The 26,325-nt window shown below is 54.6% G+C and carries 23 protein-coding genes; 1 reads left to right on the plus strand and 22 read right to left on the minus strand.

Annotated elements, in window-relative coordinates; all coding sequences use genetic code 11:
* Positions 1-123: 123 nt before the first annotated feature.
* The 5 genes from dapA to dpaA form a co-directional block, all read right to left on the minus strand.
* Positions 124-999, minus strand: a complete 876-nt coding sequence (dapA, locus tag B9L21_RS10045) for a 4-hydroxy-tetrahydrodipicolinate synthase (protein WP_063166251.1) — start codon at positions 997-999, stop codon at positions 124-126.
* Between the two features lie 5 nt (positions 1,000-1,004).
* Entirely contained in the window at positions 1,005-2,258 is a 1,254-nt protein-coding gene (gene dapG / locus B9L21_RS10050) for an aspartate kinase (RefSeq protein WP_063166252.1), read from the minus strand.
* Between the two features lie 20 nt (positions 2,259-2,278).
* The gene (gene asd, locus B9L21_RS10055) at positions 2,279-3,322 is read right to left on the minus strand and encodes an aspartate-semialdehyde dehydrogenase (RefSeq protein ID WP_063166253.1); all 1,044 of its coding nucleotides are present in this window, start codon (positions 3,320-3,322) and stop codon (positions 2,279-2,281) included.
* A 119-nt stretch (positions 3,323-3,441) separates the two neighbouring features.
* Complete coding sequence (locus B9L21_RS10060) at positions 3,442-4,050, minus strand: dipicolinate synthase subunit B (protein ID WP_020959399.1); 609 nt, start codon at positions 4,048-4,050, stop codon at positions 3,442-3,444.
* Positions 4,047-4,952 carry a dipicolinic acid synthetase subunit A gene (gene dpaA / locus B9L21_RS10065; protein WP_020959398.1) on the minus strand — a complete coding sequence of 302 codons (906 nt, stop codon included), beginning with the start codon at positions 4,950-4,952 and terminating at the stop codon, positions 4,047-4,049. The genes B9L21_RS10060 and dpaA overlap by 4 nt, the downstream gene beginning before the upstream one ends.
* 190 nt (positions 4,953-5,142) lie before the next feature.
* Between dpaA and B9L21_RS10075 the strand changes: the two genes are divergently transcribed.
* Positions 5,143-5,385, plus strand: coding sequence for a YlmC/YmxH family sporulation protein (locus tag B9L21_RS10075; RefSeq protein ID WP_020959397.1), 243 nt, complete (start codon positions 5,143-5,145; stop codon positions 5,383-5,385).
* A 74-nt stretch (positions 5,386-5,459) separates the two neighbouring features.
* Here B9L21_RS10075 and B9L21_RS10080 read toward each other — a convergent pair whose 3' ends face one another.
* The 17 genes from B9L21_RS10080 to dxr all read right to left on the minus strand — a co-directional run bounded on the left by B9L21_RS10080 (position 5,460) and on the right by dxr (position 26,325).
* Positions 5,460-6,707, minus strand: a complete 1,248-nt coding sequence (locus B9L21_RS10080; RefSeq protein WP_020959396.1) for a M16 family metallopeptidase — start codon at positions 6,705-6,707, stop codon at positions 5,460-5,462.
* Positions 6,694-7,677 (minus strand): polysaccharide deacetylase family protein, encoded by a 984-nt coding sequence (locus B9L21_RS10085; protein ID WP_020959395.1) that lies wholly within the window; start codon positions 7,675-7,677, stop codon positions 6,694-6,696. Before B9L21_RS10085 ends, B9L21_RS10080 begins: the two co-directional genes overlap by 14 nt.
* Before the next feature lie 86 nt (positions 7,678-7,763).
* Positions 7,764-9,932 (minus strand): polyribonucleotide nucleotidyltransferase, encoded by a 2,169-nt coding sequence (pnp, locus tag B9L21_RS10090; protein ID WP_063166254.1) that lies wholly within the window; start codon positions 9,930-9,932, stop codon positions 7,764-7,766.
* A gap of 137 nt (positions 9,933-10,069) precedes the next feature.
* Complete coding sequence (gene rpsO, locus B9L21_RS10095) at positions 10,070-10,339, minus strand: 30S ribosomal protein S15 (RefSeq protein ID WP_020959393.1); 270 nt, start codon at positions 10,337-10,339, stop codon at positions 10,070-10,072.
* 87 nt (positions 10,340-10,426) lie between these two features.
* On the minus strand, positions 10,427-11,407 hold the full coding sequence (ribF, locus tag B9L21_RS10100) for a bifunctional riboflavin kinase/FAD synthetase (protein WP_020959392.1): 981 nt from the start codon (positions 11,405-11,407) through the stop codon (positions 10,427-10,429).
* A gap of 41 nt (positions 11,408-11,448) precedes the next feature.
* Positions 11,449-12,357 carry a tRNA pseudouridine(55) synthase TruB gene (gene truB, locus B9L21_RS10105; protein ID WP_063166255.1) on the minus strand — a complete coding sequence of 303 codons (909 nt, stop codon included), beginning with the start codon at positions 12,355-12,357 and terminating at the stop codon, positions 11,449-11,451.
* Positions 12,358-12,410: 53 nt separating this feature from the next.
* Complete coding sequence (gene rbfA, locus B9L21_RS10110) at positions 12,411-12,797, minus strand: 30S ribosome-binding factor RbfA (RefSeq protein ID WP_063166256.1); 387 nt, start codon at positions 12,795-12,797, stop codon at positions 12,411-12,413.
* Positions 12,798-12,812: 15 nt separating this feature from the next.
* The gene (locus B9L21_RS10115; protein WP_063166257.1) at positions 12,813-13,091 is read right to left on the minus strand and encodes a DUF503 domain-containing protein; all 279 of its coding nucleotides are present in this window, start codon (positions 13,089-13,091) and stop codon (positions 12,813-12,815) included.
* Complete coding sequence (gene infB / locus B9L21_RS10120; RefSeq protein ID WP_063166258.1) at positions 13,088-15,301, minus strand: translation initiation factor IF-2; 2,214 nt, start codon at positions 15,299-15,301, stop codon at positions 13,088-13,090. The genes B9L21_RS10115 and infB overlap by 4 nt, the downstream gene beginning before the upstream one ends.
* A 19-nt stretch (positions 15,302-15,320) precedes the next feature.
* Positions 15,321-15,623 (minus strand): YlxQ family RNA-binding protein, encoded by a 303-nt coding sequence (locus tag B9L21_RS10125; protein WP_063166259.1) that lies wholly within the window; start codon positions 15,621-15,623, stop codon positions 15,321-15,323.
* Complete coding sequence (gene rnpM, locus B9L21_RS10130; RefSeq protein ID WP_063166260.1) at positions 15,613-15,903, minus strand: RNase P modulator RnpM; 291 nt, start codon at positions 15,901-15,903, stop codon at positions 15,613-15,615. Before rnpM ends, B9L21_RS10125 begins: the two co-directional genes overlap by 11 nt.
* Before the next feature lie 12 nt (positions 15,904-15,915).
* Entirely contained in the window at positions 15,916-17,067 is a 1,152-nt protein-coding gene (nusA, locus tag B9L21_RS10135; protein WP_063166261.1) for a transcription termination factor NusA, read from the minus strand.
* 24 nt (positions 17,068-17,091) lie between these two features.
* Positions 17,092-17,565, minus strand: coding sequence for a ribosome maturation factor RimP (gene rimP, locus B9L21_RS10140; RefSeq protein ID WP_063166262.1), 474 nt, complete (start codon positions 17,563-17,565; stop codon positions 17,092-17,094).
* A gap of 198 nt (positions 17,566-17,763) precedes the next feature.
* Positions 17,764-22,068 carry a PolC-type DNA polymerase III gene (locus B9L21_RS10145; protein ID WP_063166263.1) on the minus strand — a complete coding sequence of 1,435 codons (4,305 nt, stop codon included), beginning with the start codon at positions 22,066-22,068 and terminating at the stop codon, positions 17,764-17,766.
* Positions 22,069-22,174: 106 nt separating this feature from the next.
* Entirely contained in the window at positions 22,175-23,878 is a 1,704-nt protein-coding gene (locus tag B9L21_RS10150; RefSeq protein WP_063166264.1) for a proline--tRNA ligase, read from the minus strand.
* 30 nt (positions 23,879-23,908) lie between these two features.
* Positions 23,909-25,174, minus strand: a complete 1,266-nt coding sequence (gene rseP, locus B9L21_RS10155; protein WP_172796412.1) for an RIP metalloprotease RseP — start codon at positions 25,172-25,174, stop codon at positions 23,909-23,911.
* Positions 25,175-25,176: 2 nt separating this feature from the next.
* Positions 25,177-26,325, minus strand: coding sequence for a 1-deoxy-D-xylulose-5-phosphate reductoisomerase (gene dxr, locus B9L21_RS10160; protein ID WP_063167378.1), 1,149 nt, complete (start codon positions 26,323-26,325; stop codon positions 25,177-25,179).

Raw genomic sequence — 26,325 nt, forward strand, 5'->3', positions numbered from 1 at the left:
TTATTATAACGAATCGGCGCTGAAAAACACAAGATTGTTCCTAAGCAGGGAGACGATTTTGCGGCGAAGAAAAAAACGCCCCAACGCGCAGACAGCAGCGTTGGGGATGCGTCGGTGTTGATGTTATGACAAAGCGCTGAGCAAACGGCTGAGTTCGTTCCGTTCTTGCTCAGTGAGCGGAACGAGCGGAAGGCGCACCGGGCCGACATCCAATCCGCGCAATTGCAGCGCGGTTTTCACCGGCACCGGGCTTGGCGCCGCAAACAGCCCTTTCATGAGAGGCAGCCATTTCCGGTGCAGCGCCGCCGCTCCCTTGTGATCGCCCGCTTGGAAAACGCGGATCATTTGCTGCATTTCGTTGCCGATAATGTGCGAAGCGACCGAGACGACGCCGGCGCCGCCGATCGCCAATACCGGAAGCGTCAAGCTGTCATCACCGCTATACAACAAGAAATCGTCGGGGGTCCGCTCAATGATTTCCGCCATCGCCTCCAAGTTGCCGCCCGCCTCTTTGACGGCGACGATGTTTGGAATCGCCGCAAGCCGGATGACGGTCTCAGGGGCGAGATTGACTGACGTGCGTCCCGGGACGTTATACAGCATGACCGGCAGCGGCGTGCTTTCGGCGATCGCTTTAAAATGCTGGTACAGCCCTTCCTGGTTTGGTTTGTTGTAATACGGTGCAACGAGCATGACGGCATCAACGCCCGCTTCTTCCGCCCGCTTCGTCAGCTCAATCGACGCGCGCGTATCGTTCGTTCCCGTCCCGGCAATGACCAACGCACGGCCATTGACGACAGAAACGACGTGTCGGAACAACGCGACTTTTTCCTCCGCCGTTAAAGTCGGCGATTCGCCGGTCGTGCCGGCGACAACGAGCGCATCGGTGCCATTGTCGAGCAAATAGTTGACAAGCTCCGTCGTTTTCACTAAATCAAGGTTTCCTTTCTGGTCAAACGGTGTTACCATCGCCGTTACGATGTTTCCGAACTGAACCACTGTTTTCACTCCTCGTTCCAAATCGCTTCGTATCCACCCGCCTCCGCCTCGGACAGACAAAAGGCGTCGTGCAGGGCGTTAACCGCTTTTTCCATATCGTCCTGCCTCACTAGCACCCAAATCGTCGTATGGCTGTCAGCCGATTGCAAAATTTGAATGCCTTGCTCCGATAAAGCAGTGACAATTTTTGCCGTCACCCCCGGCACGCCGGCAATGCCGGCGCCGACAACCGACACTTTGGCGCAGCGGGGCGTCACCGCCGGCTCATAACCGACGCGGCGCAAAGCGGCAATCGCTTTTTCCGTCATGTCGCCGCTTACTGTGTAAACGACACCGTATGGCGAAATGTTGATAAAGTCGACGCTGATCCCTTCGTGGGCCATCGCTTGGAACACATCAGACTGCAGCTCATAGTGCCCCTCTTTCGCCAGCACTTTGATTTGTGTGACGTCGGCGACATACGTAATACCGGTGACGAGCCGCTCTTTCACATCGCTTCCTTTTTGACCGCGAACCGATGAAGTGACAAGCGTTCCGGGCGCATCGGAATATGTCGAACGGACGCGCAACGGCACTTTCGCTTGCATGGCGATTTCCACTGCGCGCGGATGAATGACTTTCGCTCCTTGGTACGCCATATTGCAAATTTCCGTGTAAGTGACGACTTCCAGCGGCCGGGCGCTTTCGACGATGCGCGGGTCGGCGGTCATGACGCCGTCGACATCGGTGAAAATATCGACCCACTCGGCGTTTAAAGCAGCACCGAGCGCCGCTGCTGATGTATCGCTTCCGCCGCGGCCAAGCGTCGTGATGTCGCCGTTTTCTGCCACCCCTTGAAAGCCGGCGACGACGATGACATCGTATTGCTCGAGCGCCTCAAGCAGCCGGTCGCAGCGCATTTCGAGAATTTTCGCATTCGTATGGTCGCCGTTCGTGCGGAATCCGGCTTGCGCGCCAGTGAACGCCGTCGCCTTAATGCCGTGTTCGTTCAGCAAGTTGCTAAATACGACGCTTGAAATGATTTCCCCGCACGCCATTAATAGATCTTGTTCGCGCTTTGTCACATGATGGCCGGCGCCGCCGATCAGGCTAAGAAGCGTATCGGTCGCGTATGGATCGCCATAGCGGCCCATGGCCGAGACGACAACAACGACTTTGTAGCCGTCTTCAAGCGCCTTTTCAATATGGCGGCGCGCCAAGTTCCGCCCGCGCTCATCGCGGACGGACGTGCCGCCGAACTTTTGGACAATGATTTTCATGCTAACACCCCGATGCTTATTCAAATCAGCCCGAGCTTCAATAAACTTTCTGCAATTTGCACCGAGTTGGAGGCTGCTCCTTTTAATAAGTTGTCAGCAACGATCCATAGATGAAAGCCGCGGCGATTGTCCAGGTCGCGGCGAATGCGGCCGACAAAGACGTCATACTTTCCGACGCAATCCGCCGGCATCGGATACAGCTGCTCGTTCGGGTCATCTTGCAAAACGACGCCCGGCGCTTCGCGAAGCACCGCCTGCAGATCGGCAGCGGTGACGCCGTCTCGTTCAATTTCGATGTACACCGATTCCGAGTGACCGCTCGCCACCGGGATGCGTACGCACGTCGCCGCGACGCTCAGCTCAGGCATATGCATAATTTTTTTCGTTTCATTAATCATTTTCATCTCTTCAAATGTAAAGCCATTGTCTTGGAACTTATCGATTTGCGGGATGGCGTTGAACGCGATTGGGTAATGTTTCCGATCCGATTTCACCGGCAAAATGTTGGCCTCAACCGGCTTGTTTTCAAGCACAGCCTTCGTCTGCGCATGCAGCTCTTCGATAGCCTGCGCCCCAGCCCCGGAAACAGCTTGGTACGTTGAAACGATGACGCGCTCTAAACCGAACGCCTTCCGGATCGGCTCCAACGCCACGACCATTTGAATCGTCGAGCAGTTCGGATTGGCGATAATGCCGTTGTGCCACGTCAAGTCGCTTTCATTCACTTCCGGGACGACAAGCGGCACATTTTCATCCATCCGAAACGCGCTCGTATTGTCGATGACGATCGCTCCGCGCCGGACCGCTTCCGGCGCCAATGCCTTCGATACCGCCCCGCCGGCGCTGAACAAGGCGATGTCCACCCCATCAAAACGCTCGGGCGCCGCCGCTTGCACCTCAATTTCCTCGCCGCGGAAACGCATTTTTTTGCCTGCCGAACGTTCCGATGATAACAGCGTTAATGTTCCGACCGGAAAGTTCCGGTCTTCGAGCGTCCGCACCATTTGTTGCCCGACTGCCCCCGTTGCTCCGACGACAGCAACATGATATTGTTTTTGAGCCATCAACCATTCTCCTTCCACATCGTCACTCTTAGAAGTGAATTCATAGTCTTTATTTTATCACATTCCGCTGTGGACGAGAGAAAATTTTTCTGCGCGGCGCCGATTTTCCGCGATGGCCTTTAATCATTGTAACGGAAGCGCTCGATCACGACCGGCTGCAGCTGTTTCCCCTCAAGGGCGGCGAGCACCGTATCGCGAAGAAGCGGCATGCGCGCTACCATCGAGTTCGGTTTCGCGTGTGGCGCGTCTTGGCCGAACGGAATGAAATAAATGTTTTTTGCCGCCATCAGCCGCATCAAGTTGACGCCGTTTAAACCGAGCGCATCGTTTGTCGAGATGCCGAGCACGACGGGGCGGTGGTTGCGCATCGTCGCCTTGGCGGCCATAAGCACCGGGGAATCGGTCATGGCATTCGCCAGCTTGCTCATCGAATTGCCGGTCAGCGGGGCGATGACCATGCAATCGAGCGGAATTTTCGGCCCGAGCGGTTCGGCCTTGACGATCGTGTCAATCACCTCGTTCCCGGTCAATTGCTCGAGTTTTTTCACCCACTCTTCCCCTTCACCAAACCGGGTGTTTGTCGTCTTCACCGTGTACGTGACGATTGGCAGCACCTCCGCCCCTTCATTGACGAGTTTTTCAATTTCCGGGAACACGGCGTCATACGTGCAGTGCGACCCGGTGAGGCCAAAGCCGATCCGTTTCCCTTTTAAGCTGTTTCCGCTCATCGCTTATTCTCCTCCCGTTTTTGTAAATCTTGATATAACAATTGCGCAAGGACGTTGGCGATAATTTGCCCGGCCGTTTTCGGCGCCACTACCCCCGGCAGCCCGGGCGCCAAGATCGCTTTGACTCCGCGCTTTTCGGCGTAGCGGAAGTCGGTGCCGCCCGGCTTTGATGCCAAATCGATGATCAGCGTATGGGCCGGCATTTTGGCGATGACGCTCGCTGTCACGATCAAATGGGGCACGGTGTTAATGCAGACGTCAATATCGCGCACTTCTTTTTCCAAATCGTTCAAATGAAACGGCACGAGCCCCATTTCTGTAATGCGCGCGAGATGCTCCGACCGGCGCGCCCCGACTTTCACTTTCGCCCCTAGGGCGGCAAACGTCCGGGCAACGGTCATGCCGACGCGTCCTAACCCGAGGACGGCAACGTGCGAGCCGTGAATCGTAAAATCGGTATGCTGAATGACCATCATGATCGTTCCTTCGGCGGTCGGAATGGAGTTGTAAATGGCGACATCGTCGCGCTCAAACAGCTGGATATATTTGCGCCCGGTTTTTTTCATTAGTTCGTCTAAATACGAGTTGCTGATGCCGGAGTAAATGGTGCACCGTTTCGCTGTTTTTTGCACCATCTCTTCCGTAAACGGAATCGGCTCGTGGGAAAAGACGCTGTTTACCTTTCCGTCCAACGTCGTACCGTGAACCGGCAAAATGATCGCATCCAAGTCGGCCAAATCGACTTCGTCGATCGGCAGCTTCACCGCTCCGGTAAAATGGTGGGCGAGCTGATCAAAACCGACGAGCGATAACTTCGCATCGAGTTCGACGAGTTTGCGAATGACTTCAAGCTGCCGCGCATCGCCGCCGATAATGGCGACATGCATCCCTGTCAGCATCATGTTGTACGCTCACCTTCTTTATTGGCAAACTGCTCCGTTTCTTTTCCCATCTTATGTCGGGGGGAAAATATAGGTGAATATCCTTGGCGGGAAAAATGGGCAATATATTCCGTTTCCGGCCGGCGGCAGTCATTTTTTTCTGTTTTGTTCCTTACAATAGAAATAAAGACGCGAAGAGGGGGAAACAAGCGTGAGGCTGAGCGAATTAAGCGGCAAAGAAATCGTCGATGTGAGGCGGGCGGAGCGGCTCGGGGTGCTCGGGCAAACCGATTTGGAAATCAACGAGCAAACCGGGCAAGTTGAGGCGCTGCTCATTCCGACCGGAAAATGGTTCGGGTTTCGCAAAGACGGACAAGAAATTCGCGTGCCGTGGAAATATATCCGCAAAATCGGCGCCGATATGGTGATGATCGACGTCCCTGAAGAAGGGTGATCGAGTAGGCTGTACAAAATGAAAAAGCTAACAACCTCACAAAGGTCGTTAGCTTTTTTATGCGCCGGTGGCGGCTAGGAGCGGAGCGGCTGCGGCAGCATACCGTCGGGACTGATGAGGGCGAGGGCATAGTCTTTCTCGAAAACTGCGCGCGCCAGCTCGTTCACTTTTTCAACCGTGACACTTTCGATCTCTTCGATAATTTCATCAAGCGATCGATGGCGGCCGAGAAGAAGCTCGTTTTTGCCGTTGCGGCTCATGCGGCTGTTTGTGCTTTCGAGCCCGAGCATCAAGCTTCCTTTCATTTGCTCTTTGCTGTTGCGGAGCTCTTTTTCCGTAATGCCGTCTTCTGTCAGCTGGCGCAGCGTCCGTTGGATCGTTTCAAACAAAACGTCAAGCTGGCCGCTTCCCGTGCCGGCGTAAATGGCGAGCAGGCCGCTGTCTTGGTAGGCGGAATGGTAGGAGAAGACCGAATATGCCAATCCGCGCTGTTCGCGCACTTCTTGAAACAGCCGGCTGCTCATGCTGCCGCCTAAAATGTTGTTTAAAATAAGGAGCGGGTACGCGTCCGGATGGCCGATCGGCAGCCCCCTGAATCCGATGCATACGTGCGCTTGCTCGGTGTCTTTTTTGCGCGCGAGCTTTTGCGGCACGAACGACGGCGTTCCCGAGGAGGCCGGCTTATTGGCGGCCGTAAACGAGCCGAAATAGCGTTCAATCTCCCCGATAAACCGCTCATCAACGTTGCCGGCAACCGAAACAACGACGCGGTCCGGCGTATAATAGTCGGCCATATATTGGCGCAGCGTGTCGCCGGTAAACGTGCGCAACGTCTCTTCTGTGCCTAAAATCGGGTAGCCGAGCGGGTGGTTTGCGTAGCATGCTTTGCCGAGCAAGTCATGGACGATGTCATCCGGCGTATCTTCATACATTTTGATTTCCTCAAGCACGACGTTGCGCTCTTTTTGCAGCTCATCCTCAACGAAAGTTGAGTGGAAAAACATATCAGCGAGCATCTCAAGCGCCAGCGGTGCATGTTCATCGAGCACTTTCGCGTAATAGCACGTATACTCCTTGGATGTAAAAGCGTTCACTTGTCCGCCGATGCTGTCGAACGCTTCCGCAATGTCCCGGGCCGTACGTGTGGTCGTCCCTTTAAAAAACATGTGTTCTAAGAAATGGGAAATGCCATTATTTTGTTCCGTCTCATTGCGCGAGCCTGTGCCGATCCATACGCCGATGGCCACCGATCTTACGGTCGGAATTTGTTCCAGCACGATTCGCACACCGTTTTTGCACGTATATTTGTTAATCAACTCCATGTTCCTCCTGTTTTTTTGCCAGTCTTTTCTCGTCGAATAAGGCCGTTAAGCTGCCGATGGCGTAGCCTTGGCGCTTAATCGAAACGATCAGCTCATCAAGCGCGGCCGCCGTCGGCATCGTTGGATGCATTAAAATCATGGCGCCGGGATGGACTTTCGATGTTACCCGTTTCACTATAACAGATGGCGACGGTTTTTGCCAATCAATTGTATCGACACTCCATAGAATCGTCTTCATGCCAAGATCAGCGGCAATTTCGACGACCTCGTCGCGATAGCTGCCGCTTGGCGGGGCGAACCACTTGCATTTGACCGCGGTCGCCGCTTTGATCACTTCGTTCGTTTTCTCGAGCTCGCGGCGGATGTTGTCGCTGCTGAGCGTTTTTAAATCCGGATGGCTGTAGGAATGGTTGCCGATTTCATGGCCGGCGTCTGCTATCATTTTTGCCATCTCCGGGTGATTTTTTACCCATCGCCCTTCCAAAAAGAACGTCGCCTTGACATCATGCTTTTTCAACGTCTCGAGCATATCAGGGATATATTCTTCCCCCCAGGCGACATTGATCAAAAACGAGACCATCGGCTTGTCGGGATGGCCGCGGTAAATCGGCGCCGGCGGCAAATCGTCCAAATGGATGCGCGGCGGCACTTGGCGGAACACGAGTTTCTGCTCATCGAACGTCCCTGTTTTTTTCATGTTTTTATAGGAAGCGTCAATATCGACCGCGAGCCCGTTATAGCCGGGCGTCGCCTTCCATACTTTATCAATAACCGCATCTTGAGCGGGAATTTCGTATTGCTTTGCCTGTTTGGCGATCGTTTCGTACAACTTGTCACGTTCCTTCACAGCCGTCGTTTCCGCGGGGCGCCAGCTCTCGATGTAGTCGCCGACCGGCGGCCAATGAACCACCACCCAAGCGATGAGGAACATGACCGCTAACGCCATATAGCGAGCATAACCGTTGTTCACCCTTGTCCCCCTCCTTTTTTACTACTACAAATATGTAGCAGAGGGACACGTTAGAACATAACAAAAGAGCCTTAAGAAACAAATTCCTAAGGCTTCATGCGTTGGCGCTCTGGCCGTCTTCCTCGTTTTTCCCGCGCCTCTTTCGGCGGATCCTCGGCGCCGCGCTGCTCGCGCAACACCGCTTTGCGCGACAAGTTGACGCGCCCTTGCTTATCGATCTCCGTCACTTTCACTAAAATTTCATCGCCGATCGAGACGACGTCCTCGACCTTGCCAACCCGTTCTTCAGCGAGCTCGGAAATGTGGACGAGCCCGTCTTTGCCGTTAAACAGCTCAACGAACGCGCCGAATTTTTCGATCCGTTTCACCTTGCCTAAATACACTTGTCCCACTTCAACTTCGCGGACGATATCTTCGATAATTTGCTTCGCTTTTTGGTTGGCTGCCTCATCTACAGACGAGATGAAAATCGTGCCGTCTTGTTCGATATCGATTTTTACGCCGGTTTCATCGATGATTTTGTTGATTTGTTTGCCGCTCGGCCCGATGACTTCACGGATTTTATCTGGATTGATGTGCATGATCAAAATTTTTGGCGCATATTTCGACAGCTCTTTACGCGGCTCGCTCAACGTCTGCATCATATGGTCTAAAATTTCCATCCGTCCTTTGCGTGCCTGCTGCAGCGCTTCTTCCAAAATATCGCGCGTCAGTCCTTTAATTTTAATGTCCATTTGCAGCGCCGTGACGCCTTTTCTCGTGCCGGCGACCTTAAAGTCCATATCGCCAAGGTGATCCTCAATGCCTTGAATATCTGTTAAAATTGTATAATGATCCTCATTTTTCACAAGCCCCATGGCAATGCCGGCAACTGGCGCTTTAATCGGCACCCCGGCGTCCATCATCGCCAGCGTGCTCGCGCAAATGCTCGCTTGCGACGTCGAACCGTTCGATTCGAGCACTTCGGAAACAAGGCGGATCGTATACGGAAACTCGCGCTCCGACGGCACGACCGGCTCTAACGCCCGCTCGCCGAGCGCCCCGTGCCCGATTTCACGCCGCCCCGGCCCGCGCATCGGCCCCGTTTCACCGACAGAAAACGGCGGGAAGTTGTAATGGTGCATGAACCGTTTCGATTCTTCGAGATCGAGCCCGTCTAAAATTTGCACATCGCCGAGCGCTCCGAGTGTGCAGACGCTTAACACTTGTGTTTGCCCGCGCGTAAACAGACCGGAACCGTGCGTGCGCGGCAAGACGCCAACCGCTGACGACAGCGGACGAATTTCATCCACTTTGCGCCCGTCGGGACGAATTTTCTCAACCGTAATTAAGCGGCGCACTTCCTCTTTGACGAGCTTATGCAAAATTTCCTGCACTTGCTTCAGCTTCTCTTCATCGGCTTCTTCCGCTTCATATTTCGCGATCACGCCGGCTTTCACGTCCTCAATCGCGGCATCGCGCGCCAGTTTCTCCGGCACTTGCACCGCCTTTTTAATATCGGCTTCCGCAAGCTGGCGGATTTCCGCTTCCAGTTGCGGGTCTGGCTCGTATAGGACGATTTCCATTTTTTCTTTGCCGACTTGGGCGGCGATTTCCTCTTGGAAAGCGATGAGCCGTTTCACTTCCTCATGGCCGAACATGATCGCTTCCAGCATTACTTCTTCCGGCACTTCGTCCGCGCCGGCTTCAACCATGTTGATCGCGTCTTTCGTGCCTGCCACAACGAGGTGCAGATCGCTTTTTTCCATTTGTTCGACCGTCGGGTTGATGACAAACTGGCCGTCAACGCGGCCGACGATGACACCGGCGATCGGCCCTTCAAACGGAATGTCGGAAATGGTCAGCGCCACTGACGAGCCGATTAACGCCGCCACTTCCGGCGAGCAGTCTTGATCGACGCTCATTACCATCGACACGACTTGCACTTCGTTGCGGAATCCTTCAGCAAACAGCGGCCGAATCGGACGGTCGATGAGCCGGCTCGCCAAAACCGCTTTCTCGCTCGGACGGCCTTCGCGCTTAATAAACCCGCCCGGAATTTTCCCGACGGCGTACAACCGCTCCTCATAGTTGACGGTCAGCGGGAAAAAGTCGACGTTTTTCGCTTCCCGCGATGCGGTGGCCGTACTCAGCACAACGGTATCGCCGTAGCGGACGAGCGCCGCGCCGTTCGCCTGTTTCGCCAACTCGCCGGTCTCGATGACGAGCGGACGCCCGGCCACATCGATGGAAAACACGCGTTTCTCTTGTTCCATATAGACGAGTACTCCTCTCTATGTATAAAAATATGGATGCCGCTGATGATTAGTATAGACGAATTGGCGCCATTGTATCAGCTGTGGCGCAAACTGCGCCTATAAACTAGCAAAAAAGCGGGAATGCTCCCGCTTTTTTATCGACGTAATCCAAGTTTCCCAATCAATTCACGGTAGCGCGCCACGTCTTTCTTGCGCAAGTAAGCCAATAAGTTGCGGCGTTTCCCGACCATTTTCAGCAGGCCGCGCCGTGAATGGTGGTCTTTTTTATGAACGCGCAAATGCTCGTTCAAGTTGTTGATTTGTTCCGTCAGGATCGCAATTTGCACTTCCGGAGAACCGGTGTCGTTCTCATGGACTTTAAATTGCTCGATAATTTCACGTTTGCGCTCTTGCGTCAATGCCATTCTCGTTCACCTCCCTGACTTGAAATCCCCGGTTGCCGAGCGGGCGTCGGTGACTCGCCTGGCCAAGCAACGGTTCGCATACATTGATTAGAATACCTCTTTTTCCGGCAAAATGCAAGTCTTTTCGTCTAAGCGGCGGAAATACTGCTCCGCTTCTTCTTTGTCGCGGGCGATTTGCGCCGTCAACTCAGCGACGCCCGCAAACTTCCGCTCGCCCCGCAGGCGGCGGTGCCACTCAATCGCCACCGTTTCCCCGTAAATGTCGCGCGCAAACCCAAATAGATGCACTTCGACGCTCGGCAGCCCTTCACGCGTCTCATGGAACGTCGGTTTGTAGCCGATATTGGCCACCCCCTCATATACTTGCCCGCCGATCGTCGCCTTGACGGCATAAACGCCGATTGCCGGCAATAAATAATCGCCGTTTAAGGCGATGTTCGCCGTTGGAAACCCGATCGTCCGACCGCGCCGTTCCCCGGCGACGACCGTCCCTTCGATGTCATAAAAGCGGCCAAGCAGGCGGGGAAGCTGTTCGACCGCCCCTTGTTCAATGAGCTGCCGCACGCGTGTGGAGCTTACTTTCTCGCCGTCGACCGTCAGCTTCGGAATGACCGTCTGTCCAAAGCGGCCGCGCGCATGAAGCGGCATCGTCTCCATCGTTCCTTTTCCGAACCGCCCATAGGTGAAATCAAAGCCGGCAACAATATGTTTCACATGGAATCCGTCCAAATATTGGTCGACAAACTGTTCCGGCAACAGCCCGGCGAACGCCGGCGTAAATTCGACGATATATAGCCGATCCACCCCGAGCGCCGCGATCAGCTGCTCTTTTTTGCCAAGCGGGGTGATCAAGCGAAGCTCCGGCTGTTTGCCAAGCACAACGGACGGATGGGGGTGAAACGTCATCACCGCACTTTCATACCCGCGTTGTTTGGCCACCTCGACTGCCGTAGCGATCACCTTCTGATGACCGAGATGAATGCCGTCGAAATACCCGAGCGCCATCACCGTCGGGGGAAGCGTCTGGCGTTCGAAGTGGTGTGGATGCGAAATAAATACTGTTTTCATATCAATGATCCACCTTCTTCATTTCCGCATGTCACCCGGCGTCAACGAAACACTTTCAGCGGCTTCATCACACCGGGGCGCGCCGGATGCTTCACGTACAGGGCCAGCGCCTCCCGCTCGGGCGTCACGAGCACAACCGGCCCGTCAAGCTCCTGCAAAAAGGCGGGGAGACGGAGCAGCGCCCCGTTTTTTACTTTCTCTGCTACTTTATCATTGATTTCGTATTTCGGCAAATGAAAAAGCGCTTGCTCGATCGAAATGAGCAAGGCATCGGCCGTCCCATCGGCCGCCCGGCGCTCGACCTCTTCAAGCGTTACGCAGTCGGCCAGCTGAAACGGCCCGGACGCTGTACGGATGAGATCGGACATATGAGCCGGGTAGCCGAGCCGTTCACCGATGGTGACGGCGAGCGTACGGACGTACGTGCCCTTGCTGCACGTGACGCGAAAGCGAAACGACACCGTTGCCCCGGCGAACCGCTCGCGTTCATCAAGCAGCTCAAGCTCGTAAATGGTTACACGCCGCGTCGGACGTTCAACTTCGAGGCCGGCGCGCGCATATTCATACAGTTTTTTTCCATTCACTTTCACCGCCGAGTACATCGGCGGCGTTTGTTCGATGTCCCCGGTAAGGCTGCGAAATACCGCTTCGATCTCCGCCCGCGCAATCGTCCGATCCACCGGCCGGGCGGCGATGATGTCGCCATCGGCGTCTTCAGTCGTCGTCGCTGCGCCGAGCGTCACTTCTCCTTCATACGTTTTTGTCGCTCCGGTTAAAAATTCAGCGATGCGCGTCGCCTTGCCGAGACAAATCGGCAGCACGCCGGACACGTTCGGATCGAGCGTGCCCGTATGGCCGACCTTTTTTATGCCCAGCAGGCGGCGCACTTTCGCCACGCAATCGTGCGACGTCATTCCCTTCGGTTTATTGAGCAGCAATACCCCGTCCATCGGCGCCCCCTTCCCGTGTCATACTCACTAATGGAAATGGATAGACGATTCGTCTATCCATTGTTCGGTTCATCGTTCGCCTCTTCCGGTCCGCGGCCGTCCTCGTCGGAAATTTGCCGGATCAGTCGTTCGATGCGGCTGCCGTATTCGATGGTTTCATCGATTTCGAACAAAATCTCCGGCGTTTTGCGCAGGCGGATGCGCTGGCCGATTTCCGAACGAATAAACCCTTTGGCTTTCTCGAGCGCCTTCAGCGTGTTTTCCCGCTGCTCGTCGTCGCCGAAGACGCTAATGTACACTTTTGCCTGCTGCAAGTCGCCGGTGACGCGCACATCGGTTACAGTGACAAAGCCGATGCGCGGGTCTTTCAGCTTGCGGCCGATAATGTCGCTCAATTCTTTTTTCATTTGCTCGCCAACGCGAGTTGCCCGTATGTTCATCACCCATCACCTCGATTACAACCACTCAAATGATGTCGCCGCCCGCTCCAATTCGGGAAACGAGTCGATCAAGGCCAGCGCCCGCTCGAGCTCCCGTTCGGCCGCCGACCGGCTTGACGCAATGGCAACAAGGCCGATTTTCGCCCGCTGCCATGCGTCTTGATGATCAAGCTCGGCCACAGAAACGTTGTATTTTTGTCGGATTCTTGTCATCACCCGCTGAAGGACAGCCCGCTTGTCTTTTAACGACCGGGCGTTGTAGATGATGCATTCGCATGAAGCGAAGCCGATCATGTCCGGGCCACTTCCTGCATGACGTACGCCTCGATGACGTCTCCTTCTTTAATATCGTTGAAGTTTTTGATGGTCACGCCGCACTCGTATCCTTGCGCCACTTCGCGCACATCGTCTTTATACCGTTTGAGCGAGTCGATTTCGCCTTCGTACACGACGATGCCTTGACGGATCAGGCGCACTTTGCTGTCGCGGGTGATTTTGCCGTCGGTGACGTAACACCCGGCGATCGTGCCGACTTTCGACACTTTGAACGTTTGCCGCACTTCCGCCTGGCCGATCACTTTTTCTTCGTATTCCGGATCGAGCATCCCTTTCATCGCCGCTTCAATTTCTTCGATGACGTTGTAAATGATGCGGTGGAGGCGGATGTCGACGTTTTCCGATTCGGCCGCGCGCTTCGCGTTGGCGTCCGGACGGACGTTAAAGCCGATGACGATGGCGTTGGAGGTCGTTGCCAATAAAATATCCGACTCGGTGATGGCGCCGACCGCCGCATGGATGATTTTTACGCGCACGCCTTCGACATCGATTTTTTGCAAAGCGGCGACAAGCGCTTCGACCGATCCTTGGACGTCGGCTTTGACGATCAAGTTCAGCTCTTTCATTTCACCTTGTTTAATTTGCTCAAACAAATCGTCCAAGCTGACGCGCGTTTTCACGCTCCGCTGCTCCTGCAGCTGCCGCTGCGCCCGCGCTTCTCCAATTTGCCGCGCTTTCTTCTCATCTTCAAACACCATAAAGCGGTCGCCGGCTTGCGGCACATCGTGCAGCCCGGTAATTTCGACCGGCATTGACGGGCCGGCTTCTTTGACGCGCCGCCCGCTGTCGTTGACCATCGCCCGCACGCGCCCGTACGTCGTGCCGACGACGATCGGGTCGCCGATTTTCAGCGTGCCGGCTTGGACGAGCAGCGTCGCTACCGGGCCTCGCCCTTTGTCAAGCTTCGCTTCGATCACCGTACCGATGGCGCGTCGGTTCGGGTTCGCTTTTAATTCTTCCATTTCGCTGACAAGCAAAATCATTTCCAACAGCTGATCAATGCCGTCTTTCGTTTTCGCCGACAGCTTGCAGAAAATCGTATCGCCGCCCCATTCTTCCGGAACGAGGTTGTACTCCATCAACTCTTGCATGACGCGATCCGGGTTGGCTTCCGGTTTATCCATTTTGTTAATGGCGACGATAATCGGCACGTTCGCCGCTTTGGCGTGGTTGATCGCCTCGACCGTCTGCGGCATGACCCCGTCATCGGCAGCGACAACAAGAATGACGATATCCGTCACTTGCGCGCCGCGCGCCCGCATCGTCGTAAACGCTTCATGCCCCGGTGTATCAAGGAACGTAATTTTTTTGCCGTTGACCGTTACTTGATAAGCGCCGATATGCTGGGTAATGCCGCCGGCCTCCTGCTCGGTTACTTTCGAGTGGCGGATCGCATCAAGAAGCGTCGTTTTCCCGTGGTCAACGTGCCCCATAATCGTGACGACCGGCGGCCGTTCGGTTAAGTCTTCGGGCGCATCGACAATTTCGATCGTTTCAAAATTCGTTTCATCGATCGTCACTTTTTCTTCGACTTCAACGCCGTAATCAGAGCAGATGAGCTCGATCGCATCCTTGTCTAAATCTTGGTTAATCGTCGCCATCACGCCGAGCATAAACAGCTTTTTAATGATTTCCGACGGCTCGCGGCCAAGTTTTTTCGCCAGCTCGGCCACTGTGAGCGAACCTTCGAACGTAATTTTTTTCGGCAGCTCTTTTTCTTTTTTCACTGGCTGCGGCGCCTGCTTCGCGGCCGAGGCGGCTTGTTTTTTTCCTTTCGCCGGCCCTTTTCCTTTTTTCTTCGCCGCTTGGAACAGCTTCTTTTCCTGCTGCTGCGCTTCTGTTTTTTTCGTTTCCTTTCCTTTCACCGCTCCCTTCTTCTTCGCTGGCTTCGCCGTTTCTTTCGTTTCACCAAAAATTTCCTCATCGGCAAAATCGGCGGCTTTCGCCGGCGTCGGGCGCTTCGGCTTTTCCGTTTTCTTTTCCGCTTTTTTCTCCTCTTTTTTCCCGGCGTTCGGGCGGTACTGATGGTCGAGCTTTTCGACGACATCAGCCTCGAGCATGGCCATATGGTTGTTTACTTCAATGTTCATTTCTTTCAATTTATGGATAACGTCCTTGCTTGGCACGTTCTGTTTTTTCGCGTATTCGTACACACGCATTTTTGACATACATTCACCCCCATAAAAATCAGTCGAGCATCGTTTGCAATTGGCGCGCGAACCCTTCGTCGGTGACAGCGACGACGACGCGGGCGTCTTTGCCGATCGCGCCGCCGAGCGTATACCGGTCCGGCACTTTGCAAAGCGGGACGCCATAAAACGTACATTTATCGGTCACTTTTTTTTCCGTATTGGCCGATGCGTCTTCCGAGAGCAAAACGAGCCGCGCCTTGCCCCGCTGCACTTCCTTCACAACAAGCCCCTCGCCGGAAACGACTTTTCCGGCTCGCTGCGCCAACCCTAACAGCGATGCCCAGCGGCTACTTCTCATATCCTGCCTGTTTCTCCTTTTCCGCCAAAGCGAGCAGCTCCTCATACAGCGCATCGGCGATCTCAGCTTTTAAATGGCGGGCCAAAATGTTTTTCTTTTTCGCCTGCAAAATACATTCCGGATCGAGGGTAATATACGCGCCGCGCCCCGCCTTTTTGCCGGTCGGGTCAATCGATACGTCCCCTTCTTTCGAACGGACGATGCGCACCATTTCCCGTTTCGGCTTCATTTCTCCAGTGACGACGCATTTGCGCAACGGAATTTTCTTTTGCGCTGCCATCTTCATTCCCCCTCACTCGATTTCCGCCGTTGTATCAAATGGCTGGCCGCTCTCATCACTATTTTCATTATCGGCCGTCACGTCGCCGAAATCAAGCGAAGTGGATGGCGCATGCGGGTCGATGCCCATTTCCCGCGCTTCCGATTCGCTTTTAATATCGATTTTCCAGCCGGTCAATTTTGCGGCCAGCCGGGCGTTTTGCCCGCGCTTGCCGATGGCGAGCGACAGCTGGTAGTCCGGGACGATGACGGTCGTCGCCTTTTGTTCTTCATTCACGATGACGCGCAGCACTTTCGCTGGGCTTAGCGCGCTGGCGACAAACTCGACCGGGTCGGCCGACCAGCGGACGATATCAATTTTTTCCCCGTTCAGCTCATCGACGATCGCCTGCACGCGCTGCCCCTTTGGCCCGACGCAAGCGCCAACCGGATCGACTTCCGGATTGTCGGAATGAACGGAAATTTTTGAGCGGTCGCCGGCTTCACGGGCGATCGATTTAATTTCAACCGTGCCGTCGTAAATTTCCGGCACTTCAAGCTCAAACAGCCGCTTCAGCAAGCCCGGATGAGTGCGGGAGACGAAAATTTGCGGCCCTTTCGTCGTTTTTTCCACTTTTGTAATGTAGACTTTCAGCCGATCGTGCGGTTTGTACGTTTCGTTCGGCATTTGCTCGTTCGCCGGCAGGAGCGCTTCCGCTTTGCCGAGGCTGACATAGACAAAGCGCGGGTCAATGCGCTGGACGATGCCGGTCATAATGTCCTCTTCACGGTCGACGAATTCGGCGTAAATGATGCTCCGCTCCGCTTCGCGCACGCGCTGGGTAACGACTTGTTTCGCCGTCTGCGCGGCGATGCGGCCGAAATCGCGCGGCGTCACTTCGAGTTCGACGACGTCGCCGATTTGGTAGTTCGGGTTGAGCCGTTGCGCCTCCTCAAGCGAAATTTCAAGGCGCGGGTCGGTTACCTCTTCAACGACATCTTTGCGGGCAAGCACCCGGATCGTTCCCGTGTCCATATTTAAATCGACGCGCACGTTTTGCGCCTGTCCGAAGTTGCGTTTATACGCTGAAACGAGCGCCGCTTCAATCGCTTCCATGACGACTTCTTTGCTGATGCCTTTTTCCCGCATCAGATCGGCTAACGCCTCAAGCAACTGCGTGTTCATGAAACGAAAATCCCCCTTTTATCATTAGAAGAAAATGACGGCTAGTCTTGCGCTCGCCACTTTTTCATACGGAATGGCGACCGTTTTTTGCCGTCCGCGGTCTTTGACCGACAGCGTGACGGTCGTTCCGTCAAAGGCGGTTAATTCGCCTTCAAACTGCTTTTCTCCTGCAATGGGCTCGTACGTTTTGATATATACATTTTTCCCAATCGCTTTGACAAAATCTTTTTCATTTTTTAACGGCCGCTCCGCCCCCGGCGACGAGACTTCTAAAAAATAGTTGTGCGGAATCGGATCAGCCTCATCGAGCTTTTCGCTCAGCTTTTCACTGACGACGCCGCATTGTTCAATATCGACCCCTTCGTCTGAATCAATAAAAACGCGTAAAAACCAGTTTTTTCCCTCTTTCACATATTCAATGTCTACTAATTCCAATTCCATCTCGTTCAAAATCGGCGTGACAAGCTGTTCGACCGTTTCTGTCACTTTTTTGCTCATCGTTTTCCTCCTTACCGAGCAAACCTGCATGTATGGCATAATGAGAAAATCCCCTGCACAGGGCGGGGAATGAACGAAAGACGGATGCCAATTCAAGACGAAAGAGTGGGTTTCCCCACTCTTTGCTTGCCATTATCTTTGCCAATTCCACTAAAACTATAACACATTGGAAAATATATTGCAACGAAAAACCGTCTGTCAGAACAGAGACAGCTGGTTGTGATCCGGAAGCGAGTCGAGGCAGCCGCGGCTTTCGAGATATTCAAGAAGCGTTTTCGACACTTTGCCGCGCTGCTGCAAATCCTCTTTCGACAAAAACTCCCCTTCTTCACGGGCGCGTACGATGTTTTGCGCGACGTTCGTCCCGAGACCCGGAATGGCGTTAAACGGCGGAATGAGCGAACGGCCGTCAATGACAAACTCGGTCGCCTGCGAGCGATACAAGTCAATATTTTTAAAGGAAAAGCCGCGCTCGCACATTTCCAGCGCCACCTCAAGCACGGTAAGCAAACTTTTCTCTTTCGCTGTAGCCTGGATGCCTTTGGCGTTAATTTCTTCAATCCGCCTGCGGATGGCGGCCGAGCCTTTGATCATGGCGTCAAGGTCGAAATCTTCCGCCCGCACCGTGAAGTAGGACGCGTAATACAAGAGCGGATGGTGCACTTTAAAATAGGCGATGCGCACCGCCATTAACACGTAGGCGGCGGCATGCGCTTTCGGGAACATGTATTTGATTTTTTTGCACGAATCGATGTACCACTCCGGCACGTCATGCTTGCGCATTTCCGCTTCAAATTCCGGCGTCAAGCCTTTCCCTTTGCGCACCGATTCCATAATTTTAAACGCCAACGACGGCTCGAGCCCGCGGTAAATGAGATATACCATAATGTCGTCGCGGCAGCCGATCACTTCCGACAGCGTGCACGTCCCGCTCTGAATGAGCTCTTGCGCATTGCCGAGCCACACATCCGTGCCGTGCGACAACCCGGAAATTTGCACGAGCTCAGAAAACGTTTTTGGTTTTGTTTCTTCCAACATTTGCCGGACGAAGCGCGTGCCAAACTCTGGAATGCCGATCGTGCCGACGTTGCACATAATTTGCTCCGGTGTGACGCCAAGCGGCTCGGTGCTGCTGAAAATGCCCATCACATCCGGATCATCGGTCGGAATGGTCTTCGGATCAATGCCGCTTAAGTCTTGCAGCATGCGGATGACGGTCGGATCGTCGTGCCCAAGAATATCAAGCTTCAGCAAATTATCGTGAATCGAGTGGAAGTCAAAATGGGTCGTCCGCCACTCCGATGACGTATCATCAGCCGGATATTGAATCGGCGTAAAGTCGTAAATTTCCATGTAATCCGGAACGACGATAATGCCGCCCGGGTGCTGACCGGTCGTCCGTTTCACCCCGGTGCAGCCGGATGCAAGTCGGTCGATTTCCGCACCGCGCAACTCTAGGTTATGGTCGCTCGCATAACCTTTGACAAACCCGTACGCCGTTTTATCGGCAACCGTGCCGATCGTGCCGGCGCGGTAGACGTTGTCTTCGCCAAACAGCACTTTCGTATAGTTATGGGCGCGCGGCTGGTATTCCCCCGAGAAGTTCAAGTCGATATCCGGCACTTTATCGCCTTTAAAGCCGAGGAACGTCTCAAACGGGATGTCGTGCCCGTCTTTTTTGTATTTCGCCCCGCATTGCGGGCAGTTTTTATCCGGCAAGTCAAAGCCTGAGCCGACCGAGCCGTCATTAAAAAACTCGGAATGTTTGCAGTTCGGGCAGACGTAATGCGGCGGCAGCGGGTTCACTTCGGTAATTTCGGTCATCGTCGCGACAAACGACGAGCCGACCGACCCGCGCGATCCGACGAGATAGCCGTCATCAAGCGATTTTTTCACCAGTTTATGGGAAATTAAATAAATGACGGCAAAGCCGTGGCCGATGATGCTTTTCAGCTCTTTTTCGAGCCGCTCTTCGACGAGCTTCGGCAATGGATCACCATAAATTTCCTTCGCCCGCCGATAGCTCATTTCCCGGATTTCCTCTTCCGCTCCCTCAATGCGCGGCGTATACAGTTCGTCTTTGATCGGTTTGATGTCGCCGATTAACGAGGCGATTTTTTGCGTGTTGTCGACGACGATTTCTTTCGCTTTTTCCGTCCCTAAAAACGAGAAACAGTCAAGCATTTCATCCGTCGTGCGGAAATAGACATCCGGCAGCTCGTGCCGGTTGAGCGGGTTCGCTCCGCCTTGCGAGTGGATTAAAATTTTCCGGTAAATTTTATCTTCCGGGTTCAAGTAATGAACGTTGCCGGTGGCGACGACCGGGATGTTCAGCTTCTCGCCGAGGGCGACGATGCTGCGAATCATGTCTTTAATCATTTCCTCATCTTTGACATAATCCATTTCGATCAGCGGCTTATACACCTCGGGCGGATGCACCTCGAGAAAATCGTAAAAGCGGGCGATCTCTTCCACTTCCTCGGGCGCCTTTTGGATCAAGTTATCAAACAGCTCCCCTTTGTCGCAGCCCGAACCGACAAGCAAACCGTCGCGGTGCTTCACAAGCACGGAGCGCGGAATGCGCGGCATGCGGTGGAAATACTCAACGTGCGACAAGGAAACGAGCTTAAACAAATTTTTCAGCCCCGTCTCGTTTTGCGCCAACAGCGTCACGTGAAACGGGCGCGACAGCCGATATGATGCTTCGCTATGCGTGCGGCTGTTCAACTCATCGTGATACAAAATGCCCCGCTCTTCCGCTTCTTTTAACAGCCGCATAAGCAAATGACCGGTCGCCTCGGCGTCATAAATGGCGCGATGGTGCTGTGTCAATTCAATGTCAAACTTTTTGCAAAGCGTGTTGAGACGGTGGTTTTTCAAATCTGGATATAAAAAGCGGGCGAGTTCAAGCGTATCGATGACCGGATTGATGACTTTGCCAAGCCCCATCTTCGTAAGCCCTGCATTTAAAAAACCGATGTCAAAGCTGGCGTTATGGGCGGCAAGCGTCGAATCGCCGGCCCACTCGATAAAACGGCGGAGCACGTCTTCGACATCCGGGGCGTCTTTCACCATCTCATCGGTAATGCCGGTCAGTTCCATCGTCGTCACCGACAACGGATGGTGCGGATTGGCAAACGACATAAACCGGTCGATGATTTCACCGTCTTTCACTTTCACCGCTGCCAGCTCGATGATCGTGTTGTATACAGCTGACAATCCCGTCGTTTCGACGTCAAAGACGACATACGTCTCATCGGAAAGCCGGCGGTGCGCCTCATTGTAGGCGATCGGCACCCCGTCGTCAACGACGTTCGCCTCCATGCCATACAACACTTTCACACCGTGTTTTTTCGCCGCACTGTATGCTTCCGGAAACGATTGAACAACGGCATGGTCGGTGACGGCAATCGCCGGGTGGCCCCATTTTTTCGCCTGCTCAATGAGCTTTGCCACGGAAGTGACGGCATCCATTTGGCTCATCGGCGTGTGCAAATGGAGCTCAACCCGTTTTTCCCCTTCCGGCGCCGTATCGCGCCGCTCGTTCGCCGCCACTTCGTTTAAGTCGTTGGCGATGATGACTAAATCGCGGACGAACGTATCGTTTTGCACGCTGCCGCGCACTTTCACCCACATGCCTTTTTTCACGCCGGCCATCAGCGCGGCGTCTTCTTTGTCGCGCGAGAACATTTTGACTAAAATGGAGTTCGTGTAATCCGTAATTTTTGCCGTCAGCAGTGTACGGCCGCTTTTCAGTTCGCTCACTTCAGCATCAAACACATACCCTTGCACGACGACGCGCCGCTCTTCCTCGACGATCGTCTCGAGCGGGCGCACCGCCTCCTCGTCGCGGATCGGGTAGCCGATGACCAGCGGGCCGGACGGAGAAACCGCTGCCGCTTTTTCCTCCTCCTTCGCCAAATCCGTCAGCACAGCGAGCGCCCGTTCTTCATCTTCTTGCTGTTTTTGCGCCAAAAACTGCTCCATTTCTTGTTCAGCCGGCCGAATGCCGACTTCGAGATGAAGGAGAGGAAACCCGAACGAAGCGTATACATCGGCGATTTTTTTGGCGAATCGCCGCTTGACCGCCAACGCTTCCGCCTCATGGCGGGCGGTGACAACGAGCTTGTTTCCTTTCACCGCCGGCGTCTGCCGGTTGAGCAAATCGACGAGCGGCGATACGCCTTCTTGCAGCTGTTCGAGGCAAAGCGGCCAATACGCCTGCACATCTGTTTCGGTCACATGCGGCGCTTCCACATGCACGGTATGCCGGACGGCAGCGATATGGCGGAATGCCGCCGCCAGCCGATCCGTAAACGGCTTGTACACGTCAATGGGCAACACGTTTGCAAATTGGAAATGAAAGTGCCAACTTTTTTCCTCTTTATCAATCACGACTTTGCGAATGGCCGCCTCACGGAAATACGGCATCCACTCATCCGACGTCATCTTCAGCTGCTCGAGCAATACGAGGAACCGCTCTTTTTGTTCTTTCGTAACCATGACTTCTCCTCTCAACGAAATCGTTTCTCTTTTCCTATCATACCATACAAACGGCAACAGCGCCGGCGAAAAAAGAAACGGGTTCTCTTTCGCCGGCGCCGTTCGTTTATCCTTGCAAAAGACGGCGCACTGTTTCGATCAGCTCACTGACCGGCACATCAAACGTTTCGCCTGTTTTCCGAACTTTTACTTCAACCACACCTTCACTCGCCCGCTTGCCGACGGTGACGCGGAGCGGGATGCCGATCAAATCGCTGTCGGCAAACTTCACCCCGGCCCGTTCCGGACGGTCGTCATACAACACGTCAAACCCGGCCTGTCCGAGTTTACCATACCAGTCTTCCGCCAACGCGCGCTGTTCATCGCTTTTTGCGTTCGCCGTCAGCAAATGAACGTGGAACGGCGCGACCGAAGCCGGCCAGACGAGCCCATTCTCATCGGCGAACTGCTCGGCGATCGCCGCGACAAGCCGAGAAACGCCGATGCCGTAGCAGCCCATAATCATCGTCTGCGTCTGGCCGTTTTCATCCAAGTATACGGCGTTCATCGCTTCGCTATATTTCGTGCCGAGCTTAAATACGTGCCCGACTTCAATGCCGCGGGCGAAACGGATCGTCCCGTTGCCGTCCGGGGACGGGTCGCCTTCTTGGACAAAACGCAAATCCGCATATTGGCTGACGGTAAAATCGCGGTCTGGGTTGACGCCCGTGTAATGATATCCTTCTTCATTGGCGCCGCAGACGCCGTTGACGATCGCCGCGACGGCATGATCAGCGATAATCGTCACCTCTTCACTGACGCCGATCGGGCCGAGCGAGCCGACCGGGCAGTTCATCACCCGTTCTGTTTCTTCCGGCGCCGCTAACTCAACGACCGTGGCATCGAGCACGTTTTTCACTTTCACATCGTTCGCCTCATGGTCGCCGCGGACGAGCACAAGCACATAGCGGCCATCGACGTTAAACAAGAGCGATTTGATGCAACGCTCTGGCGCGACTTGCAAATATGAAGCGACTTCGGCGATCGTTTTTTGCCCCGGGGTCGCCACTTTTTTCAGTTCGGCCGGCGGCTCATGACGTTTTTCATACGTGGCGACGACCGGCGCCATTTCAATGTTGGCCGCATAGTCGGACGCATCGGAATAGGCGATCGTATCCTCGCCGATGTCAGATAACACCATAAACTCGTGCGTGTCTTTCCCGCCGATCGCCCCCGAGTCGGCGATGACGGCGCGGAAGTTTAACCCGCAGCGGCGGAAAATGTTCGCGTACGCTTCATACATGTGATGGTACGTTTCGTCCAAACTTTCTTTCGATGTATGGAACGAATACGCGTCTTTCATGATGAACTCGCGGCCGCGCAGCAGTCCGAAGCGCGGGCGCTTTTCATCGCGGAATTTCGTTTGAATTTGGTACAAAACAAGCGGCAGCCGCTTATACGTTTTCACCTCATCGCGAACGATCGTCGTAATCATCTCTTCATGCGTCGGCCCGAGGGCGAAATCGCGCTCATGGCGGTCTTTCAGGCGCATGAGTTCCGGTCCGTACGAATACCAGCGCCCGGACTGCTGCCAAAGCTCAGCCGGCTGCAAGGCCGGCATAAGAAGCTCCATCGCCCCGATGCGATTCATCTCTTCACGGATGATCGCTTCCACTTTTTGCAAAACGCGCTGCCCGAGCGGCAAAAACGTATAGACGCCGCTCGCGCTTTGGCGGATGAAACCGGCCCGCAACAGGAGCTGATGGCTTTTTACCTCCGCGTCCGCCGGCACTTCACGCAATGTCGGAATAAACGCTTGACTTTGTCTCATCAATAGCCACCTCGTTTTCTCTCTCTGTCATTATAGGAAAAATTTTTGAATGTCGTTCCATGTCACAACAAGCATGAGCAGCATGAGCAAGGCGAAGCCGATAAAATGGACCATTCCTTCTTTTTGCCGGTCGACCGGCTTGCCGCGCACCGCTTCAATGGCGAAAAAGAGGAGCCTTCCACCGTCTAGCGCCGGCAATGGCAACAAGTTGACAATCCCAAGGTTGATGCTCAAAATCGCTCCCCATTTCATCAAGTAGTAAATGCCGGACTCAGCGACCTTGCCGGTCGATACGGCGATGCCGACCGGCCCGGACAACATATCAAGCTGAAACTGGCCGGTAATCAATTGGCCGAGTCCGACTAAAATTTGCCGCGTCCAATAGTACGTCTCCACAAGCCCTTGTTTCACTGAACCGAACACCGATTTTTCCATCGGCTGGTACACCCCGATTAAGCCGATCGTCTCCCCTTGGATCGTTTTCTCTTCCGGGGTGACCGTCACATTCATTTCTTTCCCGTTCCGCTCAATTTGAAACTGAAGCGGTTCGTTCGGATGGGCGCGAATCGTATTGACAATTTCCGCCCATGTTTCCATCCGTTCGCCGTTGATCGCGATCACTTCGTCCCCTTGCTTCAAGCCTGCCGCACGCGCCGCCCCTTCCGGCGTCAGCTCGCCGATGATCGGCTTGTCGACCGGATAGCCTTGCAAGAGGCCGATCAAAATAAAAACGACAAGAGCCAGGATAAAGTTGGCGAGCGGTCCGGCCAAAATCGTCATCGTCCGTTGCCCGAGCGTTTTCGAAGCAAACTGGCGATGGTACGGGGCGATTTGAATTTCTTGGCGGTCGGCGACGAAAAACGCCGGCTCTTTGATGGCAAAACGCTCAAGCCGCTCCCCGTCGGTATAGCCAGTCACATACATCCCATGCTCCAAATCGGCGTCTTCCACCTCAATCACCCGGGCGTTCGGGTAATCGTCCTTATGATTGATGACGATTTTCTCTACCTGCCCTTCGCCATCAAGCAGCAAGCCGACGACTTGCCCGCGCTTCAGTTCAATCATTTCCGGATCTTCGCCGGCCATGCGCACGAAGCCTCCAAGCGGGAGAAGCCGAATCGTATATACCGTTTCGTTTTTCTTAAACGAAAACACTTTCGGCCCGAAACCGATGGCGAACTCGCGGCAAAGAATGCCGGCCCGCTTCGCTAACAGCAAATGGCCGAGCTCGTGAAAAAACACGAGGGCGCCAAAGACGACAATAAACGAAATGATCGTTTCCAACGTTTCAACCACCTTTACGATAGTAGTGAGCGAACATAAGCGCGCGTGTCCGCGTCGATTTCGCGAATCTCCTCAAGCTGCGGATCGCTCACCGGACGATGGCGCTCAAGAGCGCGCTCGATCCACTCCTCGATCGCTAAAAACGGAATGCGGCCGGCCAAAAAGGCAGCCACCGCCTCCTCGTTGGCCGCATTTAAGACCGCCGGCAGCGAGCCGCCGCGTTTCCCAGCTTCATAGGCGAGCCGCAGACAACGGTAGCGGTCAAAATCAACCGGCGCGAAATGGAGCGCCCCTAGCGCCGCCAAATTTAGCGGTTTCGCGACAGAAAGCGGCAGCCGCTCCGGATACGTCAACGCATATTGGATCGGAACGCGCATATCCGGCGTGCCAAGCTGAGCGAGGACGCTTGTATCGCGAAACTCGACGAGCGAATGGATGACGCTTTCTCGGTGCAGCACGACCTCGATCCGCTCATACGGCAGCCGAAACAGCCAATGGGCTTCAATCACTTCAAATCCTTTGTTCATCATCGTCGCCGAATCGATCGTAATTTTCGCTCCCATCGACCAGTTCGGATGACAAAGCGCCTCTTCAACCGTCACATGGGCAAGCTCCTCGCGCGTCCTGTCGCGGAAGCTGCCGCCGGACGCTGTAAGAATGAGCCTCTCGACGTGCTCGTGCTTCTCCCCTTGCAAACATTGAAAAATGGCGGAATGTTCACTGTCGACCGGCAGCAGCGGCACACCGTGCTTCTCTGCCGCCGCCGTGACGAGATGCCCGGCGACAACAAGCGTCTCTTTATTGGCGAGGGCGATCGTTTTTCCCGCCTCGATCGCTTTTAACGTCGGCACAAGCCCGACGCTGCCGACGATAGCGGTGACGACGATATCCGCTTGCGGGAATACAGCTGCTTCAATCAGCCCTTCCTCCCCGTACACGATCGTTGTCCGCCCGCCGTATTCGCTGCAAAGCGTCTCATAGGCGCCGCGGTCGGCGATCGCGACGAGGCGGGGAGAAAATTCAACGATCAGCTGCCGGGCCGCTTCCATATTTCTCCCGACCGATGCCGCGGCTAAGCGGAATTTGTCCGGATGGGCGCGGATCACATCGAGCGTTTGCGTGCCGATCGATCCGCTTGCCCCTAATATACTAATATATTTCAA

Source organism: Geobacillus uzenensis (assembly GCF_002217665.1).
In the GTDB taxonomy this organism is placed as follows: Bacteria; Bacillota; Bacilli; order Bacillales; family Anoxybacillaceae; genus Geobacillus; species Geobacillus subterraneus.